16 protein-coding genes are annotated in these 14,659 nt (G+C 70.2%); 9 read left to right on the forward strand and 7 right to left on the reverse strand.

Going from position 1 to position 14,659, the window contains the following annotated elements; all coding sequences use genetic code 11:
• The first annotated feature begins 153 nt into the window (after nt 1-153).
• Both FM111_RS15535 and FM111_RS15540 read left to right on the forward strand, forming a co-directional pair.
• Nucleotides 154-882 (forward strand): TetR/AcrR family transcriptional regulator, encoded by a 729-nt coding sequence (locus tag FM111_RS15535; RefSeq protein WP_087141823.1) that lies wholly within the window; start codon nt 154-156, stop codon nt 880-882.
• On the forward strand, nt 879-1,661 hold the full coding sequence (locus tag FM111_RS15540; protein WP_256968376.1) for a LytTR family DNA-binding domain-containing protein: 783 nt from the start codon (nt 879-881) through the stop codon (nt 1,659-1,661). The genes FM111_RS15535 and FM111_RS15540 overlap by 4 nt, the downstream gene beginning before the upstream one ends.
• Before the next feature lie 4 nt (nt 1,662-1,665).
• On the opposite strand, the gene FM111_RS15545 is transcribed toward FM111_RS15540, so the two are convergent.
• The 3 genes from FM111_RS15545 to FM111_RS15555 form a co-directional block, all read right to left on the reverse strand.
• The gene (locus FM111_RS15545; protein WP_087141824.1) at nt 1,666-2,646 is read right to left on the reverse strand and encodes a magnesium transporter CorA family protein; all 981 of its coding nucleotides are present in this window, start codon (nt 2,644-2,646) and stop codon (nt 1,666-1,668) included.
• Nucleotides 2,647-2,868: 222 nt separating this feature from the next.
• Nucleotides 2,869-4,332, reverse strand: coding sequence for a carotenoid oxygenase family protein (locus FM111_RS15550; RefSeq protein ID WP_087141825.1), 1,464 nt, complete (start codon nt 4,330-4,332; stop codon nt 2,869-2,871).
• A 24-nt stretch (nt 4,333-4,356) separates the two neighbouring features.
• Nucleotides 4,357-4,776 (reverse strand): DUF2141 domain-containing protein, encoded by a 420-nt coding sequence (locus FM111_RS15555; RefSeq protein ID WP_087141868.1) that lies wholly within the window; start codon nt 4,774-4,776, stop codon nt 4,357-4,359.
• Between the two features lie 209 nt (nt 4,777-4,985).
• On the opposite strand from FM111_RS15555, the gene rpe reads away from it, so the two are divergent.
• The 4 genes from rpe (at nt 4,986) to purH (ending at nt 9,546) form a co-directional block, all read left to right on the forward strand.
• A complete protein-coding gene (gene rpe, locus FM111_RS15560) occupies nt 4,986-5,669 on the forward strand; it encodes a ribulose-phosphate 3-epimerase (RefSeq protein WP_087141826.1) in 684 nt (227 codons plus the stop codon).
• The gene (locus FM111_RS15565; protein ID WP_087141827.1) at nt 5,666-7,480 is read left to right on the forward strand and encodes a heparinase II/III family protein; all 1,815 of its coding nucleotides are present in this window, start codon (nt 5,666-5,668) and stop codon (nt 7,478-7,480) included. The genes rpe and FM111_RS15565 overlap by 4 nt, the downstream gene beginning before the upstream one ends.
• A gap of 56 nt (nt 7,481-7,536) precedes the next feature.
• Nucleotides 7,537-7,875 (forward strand): hypothetical protein, encoded by a 339-nt coding sequence (locus FM111_RS15570; protein WP_143276143.1) that lies wholly within the window; start codon nt 7,537-7,539, stop codon nt 7,873-7,875.
• A 66-nt stretch (nt 7,876-7,941) separates the two neighbouring features.
• Nucleotides 7,942-9,546: a bifunctional phosphoribosylaminoimidazolecarboxamide formyltransferase/IMP cyclohydrolase gene (gene purH, locus FM111_RS15575; protein ID WP_087141829.1), complete on the forward strand. Its 1,605-nt coding sequence runs from the start codon at nt 7,942-7,944 to the stop codon at nt 9,544-9,546.
• Nucleotides 9,547-9,658: 112 nt separating this feature from the next.
• On the opposite strand, the gene FM111_RS15580 is transcribed toward purH, so the two are convergent.
• Nucleotides 9,659-10,474 carry a siderophore-interacting protein gene (locus tag FM111_RS15580; RefSeq protein ID WP_087141830.1) on the reverse strand — a complete coding sequence of 272 codons (816 nt, stop codon included), beginning with the start codon at nt 10,472-10,474 and terminating at the stop codon, nt 9,659-9,661.
• Entirely contained in the window at nt 10,471-11,061 is a 591-nt protein-coding gene (locus FM111_RS15585; RefSeq protein ID WP_256968378.1) for a PadR family transcriptional regulator, read from the reverse strand. The genes FM111_RS15580 and FM111_RS15585 overlap by 4 nt, the downstream gene beginning before the upstream one ends.
• A gap of 149 nt (nt 11,062-11,210) precedes the next feature.
• On the opposite strand from FM111_RS15585, the gene FM111_RS15590 reads away from it, so the two are divergent.
• From FM111_RS15590 to FM111_RS15600, 3 genes are all read left to right on the forward strand, one after another.
• Nucleotides 11,211-11,960, forward strand: coding sequence for a dienelactone hydrolase family protein (locus FM111_RS15590; protein ID WP_087141832.1), 750 nt, complete (start codon nt 11,211-11,213; stop codon nt 11,958-11,960).
• Nucleotides 11,961-12,031: 71 nt separating this feature from the next.
• Nucleotides 12,032-12,520, forward strand: a complete 489-nt coding sequence (locus tag FM111_RS15595) for an Rrf2 family transcriptional regulator (protein ID WP_087141833.1) — start codon at nt 12,032-12,034, stop codon at nt 12,518-12,520.
• Nucleotides 12,489-13,412, forward strand: a complete 924-nt coding sequence (locus FM111_RS15600) for an NAD(P)/FAD-dependent oxidoreductase (protein ID WP_256968379.1) — start codon at nt 12,489-12,491, stop codon at nt 13,410-13,412. The genes FM111_RS15595 and FM111_RS15600 overlap by 32 nt, the downstream gene beginning before the upstream one ends.
• Nucleotides 13,413-13,417: 5 nt before the next feature.
• On the opposite strand, the gene FM111_RS15605 is transcribed toward FM111_RS15600, so the two are convergent.
• Nucleotides 13,418-13,882 (reverse strand): OsmC family protein, encoded by a 465-nt coding sequence (locus FM111_RS15605; protein ID WP_087141835.1) that lies wholly within the window; start codon nt 13,880-13,882, stop codon nt 13,418-13,420.
• A gap of 33 nt (nt 13,883-13,915) precedes the next feature.
• Nucleotides 13,916-14,656, reverse strand: a complete 741-nt coding sequence (locus FM111_RS15610) for a GNAT family N-acetyltransferase (RefSeq protein WP_087141836.1) — start codon at nt 14,654-14,656, stop codon at nt 13,916-13,918.
• Nucleotides 14,657-14,659 lie beyond the last annotated feature (3 nt).

A 14,659-nucleotide genomic window follows, 5' to 3' on the forward strand; every position in this document is an offset into this window, starting at 1 on the left:
CCGATCGACGCTTTTATTCAGCGTTCAATGATTTTTTGCATTGGTGACGGTCTTTCGCCCGCCTGTCAAACGGCCAAGCCTGATTTCCGTCACGGAAAGGCCCGCCCTGTGGCGCCGTTGCACTAACCCCCAAAGCGCGACTAGCTTCCGGCCATGACGAAGAGCGACCTGCCGCCGCCCCAAATTCCACCGCTGCCCGCCGCGCCCGCGCGGCGCGGACGGCCCAAGAAGTCCAAGGCGGCCGCTGCGGGCGAGACGCGCGACGCCATTCTGAACGCGGCCGAGGACCTGTTCTCCAAGCACGGATTCTACGGCGTCACCATCCGCGAGGTGGCGCGCGAGGCGGGCGTGGATACGGCCCTGGTCCACTATTATTTCGGGGCCAAGAAGGAGCTGTTCGACGCCGTCTTCAACCGCCGCGCCGAGGTGTGGAACGCCGAGCGCGTCGCCGCGGTCGATCGCTACGCCGAGGCTGCGGGCGACGCCATGACGCTGGAAGGACTGTTCGAGGCCTTCCTGCGCCCGCCGTTCCAATGGTCGCTGAAGGGCGGGCCGGGGTGGAAGCACTACGCCGCCCTGGTGGCCCAGACCAACGCCAACCCCGCCTTCGGCGGCGAGACCATGGCCCGCTATTTCGACCCCGCGATCCGCCGCCTGCTGGAGCTGGTCAAGCGCATCATGCCCGAGGCGGACGAAGCCGACCTCTATTGGGCCTATCACAACCTGTCGGGCGCCCTGACGCTGACCCTGGGCGAGACAGGGCGACTGGACCGCCTGTCGGGCGGCCTGTGCCGGTCCGGCGATCTGGACAGCGCCTGCGACTACATGGTGCGGTTCGCCGCCGCCGGTTTCCGCGCCGTCTGCGGTCCGGCGCGCGCGTGACGCCGCGACCGGATTTCTCGCCGGGCTCCAAGGCGCGCGACTTCCTGCGCGGCCTGGCGGTGGCCGTGGGGGCGGGCGTCTTCCTGGCGCTCGGCGGAGCCTTCGGCTCCAACGGCGCGCCGCTGGCGCAGCGTCTGGCCTATTGGGTGCCCGTGCTCGTCGTCGGCGGCCTGTGGGGGCACCTGTGCAGCCTGCTGGTCGAGCGCTTCATCGACGTGGACGCACGCCCCTGGCTGGGCGTCGCCGCCCTGACCCTGGTCATCACCGGGCCCTTGACCGTCATGATCTGGGCCATGACCGGCCTGATGTTCGAAGGTCGGCTGCGCCACGCCGACGACCTGCGCCACTTCTTCCCGCCGGTGGCGCTGATCACCGCCGTACTCAGCGTCCTGAACGTCTTCCTGGGCCGCAAGCAGCCGGTCGAGACCCACGCCGCCGCGCCAGGCGCCGCGCCCGCCCGCTTCCTCGACCGCCTGCCGCCTCGCTTGCGCGGCGCGCGGCTGATCGCGGTCCAGGCCGAGGACCACTATCTGCGCCTGCACACCGACAGAGGCTCGGACCTGATCCTGATGCGGCTGTCCGACGCCCTGGGCGAACTGGAAGGGCTGGAAGGCGCCCAGACCCACCGCAGCTGGTGGGTGGCCAAGAGCGCCGTGGCCTCGGTCGCACGCGGCGACGGCCGCGCCGCCCTAACGCTGGACGGCGGCCCCGGCGGCGAACTGGTCGCCCCCGTCAGCCGCCGCTACGCCAAGGCCCTACGCGACGCGGGCTGGTGGTGAGCCCCTACAGCCAGCGCTTCTTGCGGAAGACGAGATACGGCAGGGCGGCCGACAGGATCATCGCCCCCACCGCCGCCGGATAGCCGTACCGCCAGTGCAATTCCGGCATCACGTCAAAGTTCATGCCGTAGATGGAGGCGATCAGCGTCGGCGGCAGCAGGGCCACGGCCGCGACCGAGAATATCTTGATGATCTGGTTCTGCTCCAGATTGATCAGGCCCAGGGTCGCATCCATCAGGAAGGTCACCTTGGACGACATGGAGACGCTGAGCTCGCTCAGCGCCGCCGCATCGCGTTGCAGCAAGCGCACGGTCTGGCGCGCCTCGCGGTCCGCCTTGCCCCCGGCGCGCGCGCCCGACAGCGCCGCGTGATAGGCCAGCAAGCGCTGCAGGCTGGACAGGCTCTCGCGGATCAGGGCCAGGAAGTCGCCCGCCCGGCCGATGTCCTGGATCACCAGTTGCAGGTTGTGACTCTCCACCGCCTTGGGGTCGCGCTTGCGGAAGATCTGGCGCGAGATGGCGTCCAGCTCCAGCCCCTTCATCTCCAGGGCGTCGGCGTAGCGGTCGATGACGGCCTCGATCAGCCCCATCATGATGGCCTCGCCGCCGGCCAGCTTCTCGCCCGGCTTGTTGGTGGCGCGGGCGATGAACAACTGGAAGGAGCGCGGCTGGCCGTAGCGCACCGTCACCAGCCGCCCGCCCTTGAGGATGAAGGTCACGGGCGTCTTGACCGGATCATGCGTCTCCAGGTCCGTGGCCACGGCGGCGATCATGAAGACGCCGTTGTCCTCAGCGTAGAGGCGGGCGGACGGCTCGACATCGTCCATCTCGTCCCTGCTGGGGATGTCGATGCCGGTCAGGGTCTCCAGCGCGGCCACCTCATCGGCGGTCGGGGAGACGAGGTCGATCCAGCAGGCGGGGCCGTGATCCACGGCCGTGTCCAGGCGCACGAGCCGATCGGCGCGCCAGTCATAGGCGTTCAGCATAAGTCGCTTCCTTTCGCGAGGACCCTCGCGCGGAAGCGGAGCGTCCTCAGAGCGTCGAAGAAGTTGAAGACTGACTTCGGTCTTCGGGGTTCATCTGAGGGTTTCCAAAAAGACGCCGCCCCAAGACAAGCATCTGGGCGGCGAAGGGGTCTTGGCCCGTTCGGCGGCGGGGGTCAACCGCACGCCGATGGGGCGCAGCGAGGCGAAGGCGCGGTGTGGCTTTCACGCCCAGTTCCCATGAAACGCCGCCGGCAGGGCCACATCGGCGCGCCAGGTGGCGACCGGGCCGTCCTCGACGTGCATCAGGTCCAGGACGTGCAGTTCACTGACCCCGGCCTTCAAATTGATAGTCGGGCCGACCAGCCAGGCGTCGGCCTCGTGCGTTCCGCCGGGCTTGGGGACGTAGACCATCTCGTCCGTCACATGGCCGGGGCCGAAGTCGAAGGACCGGGTGCGGCCGGACGACCAGTCGGTGACGGCCACCGCCGAGGCCAGAGGCCGGTCGGCGCGTTCGCCCGTGGTGTGCAGACTGAAACGGCGGACCAGCCCGGCGCGGCGCGGATCGCTGCGGGGGAACTCGCCGACCACGCCCGTCCGCTCCAGCCGCCCGCGGCCGTTCGGCGACAGCACGACCATGGCCAACTCGGCCGGTTCTCCGCCCAGCGGCACGCCGTTCAGCACCTCCTGGGCGCCGCGCGCGGCGAAGTCCATGTCCCTGTGCGCGCACAGGTCGAAGCGGATCGTGCCGTCCGCCTCGTCCCAGGCGTCGCCGACGTGGAAGAAGCCGAAAGGCGGCAAGTCGTAGATCCGCCGCTGGGTCAGGTCAGCTTTGTCGACCACCAGCACCTGCGTCCCCGCCTCGGGCGTCCAGTCGAAGCCCGCCGACATCGGCGCGACGTTGCGGACATGGACCCAGGGCTGAAGCACGATGACCAGATGGCGGGCTGTGGCGCTGAAGTCGTGGATGTAGCTGGCGCGCGGCAGTGCGATCACCTCGGCGTCCTCCAGCGTCCCGTCCGCCGCCAGGCGCCAGACCATTGCCTGCCTGCCGTTCACGCCCAGGTTCCAGATGCGGCCGTCCGGCTCGATGCGCGGGTGGGCCAGGAAGGGCATGTTCTTCAGATCGGGACGCAGGGTGACGAAGTCCTCGGTCTCCAGCGTCTCGGGGTCCATGGCCAGGGGCGAGCCCGCCTCCCACAGGGCCCACAGCTTGCCGCCGACCTTGTGCACCGAGGTGTTGGCCGGGCTGGCGTCGTCGGCCGAGCCGATGCGGGCGCGCGGGTCCGCCACCGTGCCGAAGCCGGGCATCAGCATGGCCCCCACCTCGGTCTCCTGGCGCCGCTTGCGGGTGTCGGCGAAGCGGGCGGCAAGGCTGGCCTGACCGTCCTGCACCCGCCAGCGGCGGATCAGGCCGTCGCCGTCGAACCAGTGCTGGGACGAGCCGCCCGGTCGCCGGAACTTGGCCGGACCGTTGCGATAGAGGCTGCCCGCCAGCCCCTGCGGCGCCCGGCCGTGGACGAGGCGCAGGGCGCGCGGGGCGATGTCGCCCTCCACGTCGGCGGTGGCCAGGGACCAGTCGGCGGTCGCCGCCAAGGCTTGCAGAGCATAGGCCCGATCAGGGGCTAGGACGCGGGCGGCGGCCAAGGCGGCGGCGCCCATGAACAGGGTGCGGCGGGTCGGGGTCATGGCGATCTCTTCAGACAACGGGGCTTAGCGGATGCGGATGGTCTGGGCCGTGACGCCCGAGACGTCGAAACGGGCGCGCTCCCACTTGGCCGGACCCATGTTGCCGACGGCGTTGTTGGAGAAGGCGAAAGGCTCGGTCGGCATGCCGAACGGATTCACGTCCATCTTTCCGTTGCCGTTGACGTCATGGAACGCCTTCATGCCATAGGCGCCGGCGGGCAGGTTCTCGAACACGGCGGCGCGCTCACCCGTCGCCACATCAACCTGGGCCACACGGCTCGGCGGGCCGCGCTCATAGGCGGCCTCGTCGGCATAGAGGGCGACCATGACGGCGCCGGTCTGCGCGCCTGTCTCGAAGGTGAAGGTCAAGCGGTTGTCGGCGGTTTGGGCGACGGCCGGAACGGCGAAAGCCAGAACGGCGGCGATAACAATATGGCGGATCATGACGGGCGTCCTTGTGGGCGGGGTGAAGAAGTCGTCGCCTTCCTTCCTCGCCGCGCCGAACCCCGCCAGCGACCTTGCGTCCGCGACCGCCGCGCCTTCGCCAACGACCACCGCTCGCCGTTCACGAAGCGCCAATGACCGGCTTGGTCGCGGCCTGCGGCAGCAGCCCGGCTTGCTCCTCGCGCCGAGGGGCCCTAAGTCGCAGAACCATGACCCAGACGTCCGCGACCGCCGCCCCGCTGATCTGCCCCTCCATCCTGGCCAGCGACTTCTCCAAGCTGGGCGAGGAGATCCGCGCCCTGGAAACCGCCGGCGCCGACTGGATTCACGTCGACGTCATGGATGGCCACTTCGTGCCCAACCTGACCATCGGCCCGGACGTGGTGAAGGCCCTGCGCCCGCACACCAGCCTGCCGTTCGACGTGCACCTGATGGTCGCTCCGGTCGACAACTGGCTGGAGGCGTTCCGCGCGGCAGGCGCCGACGTGATGAGCGTCCACCCCGAAAGCGGCCCCCACGTTCACCGCACGCTCGGTCAAATCCGCCAGTTGGGCGCCAAGGCAGGCCTGGTCTTCAATCCGGCCACGCCGCTGAGCGTGCTGGAAGAGGCCGTCGAACTGGTCGATCTGGTGCTGATTATGTCGGTGAACCCCGGCTTCGGCGGTCAGAAATTCATCGAGACCTCGCTGAGGAAGATCGAGCGCGCCCGCGCCATCCTCGACCGCGCCGGGTCCAAGGCCCACCTGCAGGTCGACGGCGGGGTGGTCGCCGCCAACGCCGGGGCCTGCGTCGCCGCCGGGGCCGACGCCCTGGTCGCCGGCTCCTTCGTCTTCAAGGGCGGGCCGGACGCCTACGCCGCCAACATCCAGGCCTTGAAGGCCGCCGCCGCGTGAGCCCCCTCGGCCCCTTCGCCCCGCGCGACAGCGACGTCCCCCTGGCCGAGGGGCACATCCCCGGCCTGAAGGGCGCGCCCATACGCACGCCCGTCCGCAGCGCCTCGGGCGCCCGGCCCGACCCGCGTCTGTGGGCCTCGGTCGCCAAGGGACTGGCCGCGCGCCAGTTGTGGATCGAACTCTACGGCCTGCCCGGCTACGGCCTGACCCTGGGCGGACCCACGGCCGAGGGCTTCGCCGTCAGCCCGCGCGATTTCCGCCCCCTGCCCGAAGAAGCGCCGCGCCCCCTGCTGTCGGGCAAGCTGACGCTGGCGGGTCTCAGCCTCGACGCCGACACCCCGTTGGCGCTGTGGAACAGTCCCACCCCCAGCCGCGCCTTCGCGGTCGAACTGCACAGTTTCAACTGGCTGCCCGCCATGATGGCCCAGGGCGATCGCGGCGCGCGCGAGGCCCTGGCCATGACCCTGGCCTGGCGTGAGGTGTTTAGCCGCTGGTCGCCCTTCTCCTGGGATCCCGACATTCTGGCGCGCCGCGTCTATCATCTAGCCTGCGCCGGGCGGCGGCTGGCGGGCGTGGCGACCGAGGTCGAACGCCTGCAACTGACCGACATCCTGGCCCATCAGGCGCGCCAGCTGCTGCGTCCGCCCGGCGGCGTCATGGGCCGCGCCGAGCGCCTGACCGCCACCGCCGTCGCGGGCTGCGCCCTGAGCGGCAAGGCCGGCGCCGCCATCCGCAACAAGGCGCTGAAACGTCTGCCCGGCGCCCTGGCCGTCACGGTCGCGCCGGACGGCGCCCACGCCACGCGCGCGCCGGAAATGGGGCTGGAGCTGCTGCTCGACCTGCTGACGCTGGACGACGCCCTGGCCCAGCTGTCGGAGGTGACGCCCGAGCCGGTGGCCGAGGCCATCTCGCGTCTGACCCTGGCCCTGCGCGTCCAGACCCTGCCCGACCGGCGCCTGGCCGTGTTCCAGGGCGGCGGTCCTTCGACGCCCGAACGCATCGCCGCCGCCCGCGCCCATGACGACACGCCCGCCGCCCCGGCCAGCGGCGCCGTCGGCGGCGTCCTGCGCGTCTCCAGCCCGCTGCTGACCGTCATGGTCGATGTCGAGGCTCCGGCCCGCAACGCCTGGTCGGCCGCCGCCTGCGGCCAGCCCGCCGCGCTGGAGGTCGTCTGCGGCCGCGACCGCCTGTTCACCTCGGCCGGATGGACGCCGCGCGCCCTGGATCGCCAGGCCCTGCGCCTGACGCCGGGCGCCTCGACCCTGACGCTGGGCGAACAGCCGCTGGGCGAACCCCTGTCCGGCTGGAAGAGCGATCTTCTGGGCCCGCGCCTGGTCGGCCCCGCCCTGCACGTCACGCGCCAGCATCAGGACAGCGACGACGCCGTCTGGCTGGAAGTCGAGCACGACGGCTGGATGCCGGGCTACGGCCTGATGCATCAACGTCGCCTCTACATCGACCAGCGCCTGGACGAACTGCGCGCCGAAGAGCGGCTGCATCCGCCCGAAGGCCGCCCTGAAGCGACCCGCGCCATCGCCGCCCCCTACGCCCTGCGCTTCCAGCTCGAGCCCGGCGTCCAGGCGTCGCTGGCCCGCGACCGCCGCTCCATCCTGCTGCGCGGCCCGTCCGGGCGCGGCTGGTGGTTCCGCAGCGACGGCCCCGACGTGGCCATCGAGCCCGCCGTCCACATCGATGAGGGCCTGACCCGCCGCAGCCTGCAGATCGTGGTCCGCGGCTCGGCCCGTACCGACGCCGAGACCAAGGTCCGCTGGAAGCTGAGTCCGGCGGGCGCGAGCGGCGACCCGCACTGATGCTTCGCATGATCTGTCAGCGATGGATCTACAGGGTCGGCAATTCGACAGTCTGCGTGGACAACGCCTTCAGCTGGGTCGGTTGGGCGCAGGAACGCCTCAGGGTCAATGACGAGACGGTGCAGGACAGTCGCGGCATGTTCCGTACGCGCCAGTCCTACGCGGAACCGTGGCTGACCATGATCGGCGAGGGTGAGCTGTCGGTGCGCATGTCCGCCCGCCTCCTGAGCATCCAGTGCGAGCTTCTGCTGAACGGCGAGCCGCTGGAGCCCGAGGCCTATATGGCGACACGCTGGGCAGGCCCAAAGAACACCTGGCCCGCCGAAGAGGATTGGCGGCCTGCTCGGCGTGGAGACTTCATCGCCTTGCCGAAGGCCGAGGCCGCCAAGGGCTGACGCCGCGCCCCGTTGGTGCTAGAGGCCCCGCCATCTCCCCGCCCCAGCTGTAAACGGACGCCGCCCATGCCCGCCGCTCCCGACTTTCCGCCCGCCCCGGACGCGATCAAACCCGTCCGCGCCCTGATCTCCCTGTCGGACAAGGCGGGGCTGGAAGAGGCCGCGCGCACCCTGGCAGGTCTGGGCGTCGAACTGGTCTCGACCGGCGGCACCAAGGCGGCGATCGCGGGCTTCGGCCTACCGGTCAAGGATGTGGCCGATCTGACCGGCTTCCCGGAAATGATGGACGGCCGGGTCAAGACCCTGCATCCCGTGGTGCACGGCGGCCTGCTGGGCGTGCGCAACGCCCCGGCCCACGCCGCCGCCATGACCGAGCACGAGATCGGCGCCATCGATATCGTCTGGATCGACCTCTATCCGTTCGAAAAGACCGTGGAATCCGGCGGCGGTTTTGAAGCGGCCATCGAAAACATCGACATCGGCGGCCCGGCCATGATCCGTTCGGGCAGCAAGAACCACGGCCACGTCGCCGTCGCCGTCGACGCCGAGAGCATCAACCTGATCGTCGAAGCGCTGAAGGCCGACGGCTCGACCTCGCTCAACCTGCGCAAACAACTGGCCGCCCGAGCCTTCGCCCGCACCGCCGCCTATGACGCCGCCGTTTCCGGCTGGTTCGCGGCTCAGCTGGAAGACGCCGCCCCGGCCCGCAAGTCGATCGCCGGCTCGCTGGCGCAAACCCTGCGTTATGGCGAGAACCCGCACCAGACCGGCGCATTCTACCGCACCGGCGAGAAGCGTCCGGGCGTGGCCTACGCCACCCAGATCCAGGGCAAGGAACTGGGCTACAACAACATCGCCGACGCCGACGCCGCCTATGAGCTGGTCGCCGAGTTCGAGGCTCCGGCCTGCGTCATCGTCAAGCACGCCAACCCTTGCGGCGTGGCCGTCGGCAAGGACCTGTCGGAAGCCTACGCCCGCGCGCTGGAATGCGACGCCGTGTCCGCCTTCGGCGGCGTCATCGCCGTCAACCGCCCGCTGAACGGCGAAGACGCGCGCGCCATCACCGGCATCTTCACCGAGGTCGTCATCGCCCCCGGCGCCGACGAAGAGGCCAAGGCCGTCTTCGCCGCCAAGAAGAACCTGCGCCTGCTGATCACCGACGGCTTGCCCGACCCGCACGGCGCGGGCGAGGTGTTCCGCTCGGTCGCCGGCGGCTTCCTGGTCCAGTCGCGCGACCGCTCGCTGATCAAGCCGTCCGACCTGAAGATCGTCACGCGCCGCCAGCCGACGCCGACCGAGATCCAGGACATGCTGTTCGCCTTCACCGTGGCCAAGCACGTCAAGTCCAACGCCATCGTCTACGCCAAGGACGGCCAGACGGCGGGCATCGGCGCCGGCCAGATGAACCGTCGCGACAGCGCCCGCATCGCCGCCATCCGCGCCAAGGAAGCGGGCGAGGCCAAGGGTCTCGCCCACTCGCTGGCCGAGGGTTCGGCCTGTGCGTCCGAAGCCTTCTTCCCCTTCGCCGACGGCCTGCTGGAAGCCGTCGCCGCCGGGGCCACGGCGGTGATCCAGCCGGGCGGTTCGATCCGCGACGAGGAAGTCATCGCCGCCGCCGACGAACGCGGCATCGCCATGGCCTTCACCGGCGTGCGCGTGTTCCGGCACTAGGCCGAAAGGGCGCTAACGCGGGCGACGCGGTCGCCCGCTGCTTGAGCGCAAGCAAAAGGGCGCTGCCGGTCGTCGGCAGCGCCCTTTTCTTTGGCCTAGACCCGGTCGGGCCTCAGTCCTCAATCACCTCGTGCGATCCGGCGCGGCCCAGGCGCCAGTAGCCGGCGACCTTCATCCATTTCTGGTTGAATGGCCGGGCGGCCAGCAGGGCCGCGCGCATCGAGCGGGCGACCGAGGATTCACAGGCCACCCAGACATAGGCGTCGGCCGGATCGATCCGCTTCGCCGCCGCCACCGCCGCCGCCGTCAGGGCTTCAGGGCGGCCGCGCGGGCCGCCGTTGCGGTGCACCCAGACGACCTCGACGTTCGCCGGACTGGACAGGTCCAGCTCTCCGCCTGCGTCGTTCACCTCGATGCAGACGATGGCGCGCGCGGTCGCTGGCAGTTCCTCCAGCCGCCGAGCGATGGCGGGGATGGCCGCCTCATCGCCGATCAGCAGGTGCTCGGCGAAACTGGTCGGAATCAGGAAAGAGCCCCGCGGGCCGCCCAGGCCCAGTTCGTCGCCCGGCCGCGCATCCTCGGCCCAGGCCGTGGCCGGACCGCCATGACCGACGGCGAAGTCGATGGTCAGCCGCCGGTTCGCGGCGTCAAAGGCGCGCGGCGTATAGTCCCGCGCCACCGGCTTGGGCTCGGCATAGACCGGCCCGTCCGGTCCGAGCGTCGGCAGGACCAGACGCTCGCCGCGCGGCGCGGGGAATATCTTCACATGGTCGTCGAAGCCGGGACTGAAGAAGCCCTCCAGTTCGTCGCCCGTCAGGACGATCCGCTTCAGCACCGGCGTCAGTTGCTCCACCGCCTCGACACGGGCGAGGCGGAATTTCAGCTCGTGCCGCACGCGGCGCGGTTGTCTGAGGAGGGCGTCGGTCATGCCTGTCTCACCTTTTCGGCTACGGCTTCGATCAGATCGGCGATGGCCTCGACCTGAGCCTCGCTGAGCGATGGCTCCTGGGTCAGGCGCTCATGGGTCGCAGCGCGGAAGGCCTCGATGGCCTGGGCGATGCGCGCCGGGCGGTCGGCGCGGCCGCGCAGGGCCTTCATCTTGCGCTCGGCGTGAGCCAGGGCCTCGGCGTTCTCGACCAGCAGGCGGCGGCCCTCGTCGGTGATCGCGTAGCGTTTCTTGCCGCCCTCGGCGACGGCGCTGAGCGCGCCCATGTCTTCCAGCAGGGTCAGACTGGGGTAGATGACGCCGGGGCTGGGCGTATAGGCGCCGCCCATGCGCGCCTCGATGGCCTTGATCAGTTCATAGCCATGGGCGGGCTTGTCCGCGATCAGCGACAGCAGCACCCAGCGCAGGGCGCCGTGCTCGAACATGCGGCCGCCGCCGCGCCGGCCGTGGCCCTCGCCGCGCATCCGGCCCTCGCCCATGCGCCGTCCCTCCGGCCGCATCGACCGAAAGGGGCCGCCGTGGCCGCGCGCGAAGCCGTGGCCCATGTCGCTTCTGGCACCGCCGCTCATGCCGCATCCGCGCTTTCCGATCCGCTTGGATCCTCTCATTTGCGTCTCTTCTTTCTCAATTCGATATATCTAACTTGCAAACAGATATATCGATATGCTGAAAGCGCAAGACCCCTTTCCTCGGCGATGGGACGGATTAAGCTGTGCCGATGGACACCGTCGCCGCCCGCTGGGCCCAGCTAGAGCCCCATGTTCACGTCGTCGGACCGGACGACGATCACCCGCGTCCGGCGGCGTTGCTGTTTCACGGCTGCGGCGGTCTGCGGGCCCATCTCCCGCGCTACGCCGAGGCGGCGAAGGCGGCGGGCTGGCGCGCCTTCATCATCGATTCCTATGCGCCGCGCGGCTGGGGCCGGGCCTTCACCCTGGCCGCCGTCTGCACCGGCCTGGCCTTTCGCGGCTATGAGCGCGCGGGCGACGTGCTGGCGGCCATCCACGGGATTTCGCAGCGGCCCGACGTGGACGCCTCGCAGCTGATGCTGGGCGGGTGGAGCCACGGCGGCTGGGCCATCATGGAGATGATGAGCGAGACGCCCGAGCCGGGCCGTATGGGGGTGACCGATCCCGCAACCGTCGACCTGTCGGGGGTGAAGGCCGTCTGGCTGGCCTATTCCTATATCGGCCCCTGGGCCTTCAACCGAATGAAGCCGTGGCGGCATTGCCCACGCGTCCTGGCGCTGACGGCCAAGCGCGACCACCTGACCACCGTCCGCAACGCCGAGCGGGTCAACGCCATGATCCGTGACTGCGGCTCGGAGGTCGAAAGCTGGGTCGCCGACGGCACGCACGCCTTTGACGAACCGACCAACAACGGCCCCATGCGCCACAACCCCGAACTGACCGAAGAAGCGCTGCGCCGGTTCGGCGCCTTCCTGAAAGACGCAGCGCCTCACGCCTGAAAATAGTCTGCTGAAAATAATCTCTGGACCGCGCCTTGACGTGCAAGCCATCACGTAACAATTGAAGTTACATGAAAAGGGACTCCCGCCTCTCCAACATCCTGCACGCCCTGCTGCACATGGCCGAGCATGAACAGCGCTGCGGCCGACCCATGACCTCGGACATGCTGGCGACCTGCCTGTCAACCAATCCGGTCGTGGTCCGGCGGACCATGGCGGGCCTGCGCGAACAGGGGCTGGTCGTATCCGAGAAAGGCCACGGCGGCGGCTGGTGGCTGGCGCGCCCGCTGGAGGCCGTCACCCTGGGCCAGGTCCACGCCGCCCTGGGCGAGCCCGGCCTGCTGCCCGAAACGCCCCGGGTCGAGGCGGAGGGCTGCCTGATCGAGGCCGCCGTCAACGACGCCCTGTCCGACACCTACGCCGCCGCGCGCGCCCTGCTGGCCGCGCGGCTGAACTCCATCACCCTGGCCGATCTGGCGGCGGACTTCTCGCGCCGGCTGGCCACCGATCCCAAGCGAGACCTGCTCCATGCGCACCAGCGAAAATCCGATGCCCCATGACGCCGTCGTCATCGGCGGCTCCTACGCGGGCCTGTCCGCCGCCCTGCAGTTGGTGCGGGCGCGCCGCCGCGTCCTGGTCATCGACGACGGCCGCCCCCGGAACCGCTTCGCCGCCCGCGCGCACGGGGTGCTGAGCAACGACGGCCGTCCGGGGTCTGAGATCGCCGCCGCCGCCCGCACCCAGGTCGCAGCCTATCCCACCGCCGCCTTCCGCATGGCCGAGGCGGTGGACGCGACGCGCATCGACGGCGGCTTCTCGGTCGCCTTCGCCGACGGCAGCCGCACCATGGGCCGTCGTCTGATCCTGGCCCACGGGGTCGAGGACGTCCTGCCCGACCTGCCCGGCGTGAAGGAGCGTTGGGGCCGCACCGCCCTGCACTGCCCGTGGTGTCACGGCTACGAGGTCGGCGGCGGGCCGATCGGCGTCCTGGGGCGCGGCGACCATGCGGTCCAGTATGCGAGCGTCGTCGCCGAATGGGGCCAGGCCGTGCTGTTCATCGACCCGGCGCGCCTGAGCGAAGACGACGCGCGCGTGCTGGCGCGGCGCGGCGTGACCATCGAGCCGACGTCCGTCGAACGCCTGGAAGGCGAGGCGCCGACCCTGACCGGGGCGCGGCTGACGGACGGCCGCTTCATCCCGCTGAAGGCCGTCTTCGTCGGCGCCCATGTGCGGCAGTCCGGCGGCTTCGCCGAACGCCTGGGCTGCGAGATGACCGACACCCCCATGGGCCGCATCGTCAAGGTCGACGCTCAGCAACAGACCAGCCAGCCGGGCGTCTTCGCCGCCGGCGACCTGGCGCGGCCCGCAGGCAACATCACCCTGGCGACGACGGACGGCATGACCGCCGCCCACGCCGCCTTCCGCTCCCTGATCGAAGAGGAGACGGCCTGAGGATTTCAGCGCGGCTCGATCTTCACCTCGGCGCGGACCGAGTTGGCGATGTAGCAGATGTCATGGGCGCGGTGATGCAGGTCGGTGATAGCCGCCGCATCCGGCTGCGTGTCCCCCGACCAGGTCACGGCAGGGCGCAGCACCACTTCGGTGATCGACATCTTGCCGCGCTCATCCTTGCCGAGGGTTCCCTCCGCCTCATCGCGATAGGAATCGACCACGAAGCCGTCCTTGCGGGCGAAGGCCAGGAAGAACAGCATGTGGCAGCTGGACAGGGCGGCGACCAAGGCCTCTTCCGGGTCCACCGCCGCCTCTTCGGACAGGGGCGGCGGGATCATGGGCGAGGGCGCGGACGAACCGCGCACCACCGCGCCGCCGTCGAAGCGCCAGTCATGGCCGCGTCCGTATTTGTTGTCGCTGAAGGGCTGATCGCCCCGGTTCCATTCGACGACGGCGACGTGCTGGCTCATGACGGGCTCCGAAACAAGGGGTCGAAGCTTAAGCTAGGCGCCCGGTTCGGCTTTCGCCAGATCGCCTTGGGTCAGATCACCTGGGGCCAGATCGCCTTGGGTCAGCATCCGCATCTGCATCTCGGCGCGAATGGTGAAGCCCAGCGCATGATAAAGGGCGATAGCCCCGGCGTTATCCGCATAGGAATGCAGGAAGGCCGTCTCGCCGCGCGCCAGGATGCGCTCGATCACCGCCCGCATCAGCGCCCCGGCGTAGCCCCGCCCGCGCGCGTCGGGATGGGCGCAGACGCCAGAGACCTCGGTGAAGCCGTCCGGCTTCAACCGTTCGCCCGCCATGGCCAGCAGCCGCCCGTCCTGCTTGACCCCAAAGAAGTCGCCCAGCCGATGCGTCCGGTCGAAGAAAGGGCCCGGCTCGGTCAGGGTCGCCAAGGCCAGCATGGCCGGGGCGTCGGCCTCGGTCAGAGGTTCGATGACGATGTCGCGCACCTTGGCCGGAGCCAGATCGACCAGCACCATCTGCGCCAGCACCGCCTCCTTCAGCACCGTCAGGCCGGGCGGGACGGGCGTGCGCTCCGCCTCAACCGTGGCCAGCATCCCCTCGGGCTGCTCCAGCGCCGAAATGGCCGCCAGGCTTTCCGGCGACTGATCAACGCCGGCGACGAAAACGCCGTAGCCCGGCGCCAGCCGCAGCGCCCCGCCCGTCCCCACGGCCAGGGACGCCTGACGCGCGGACGTCAGGGCGTTCCAGATCGGACGGTCGAGCGGGTGCGCCATTCG

This window comes from Brevundimonas diminuta 3F5N, from assembly GCF_900163625.1.
In the GTDB taxonomy this organism is placed as follows: domain Bacteria; phylum Pseudomonadota; class Alphaproteobacteria; order Caulobacterales; family Caulobacteraceae; genus Brevundimonas; species Brevundimonas diminuta_A.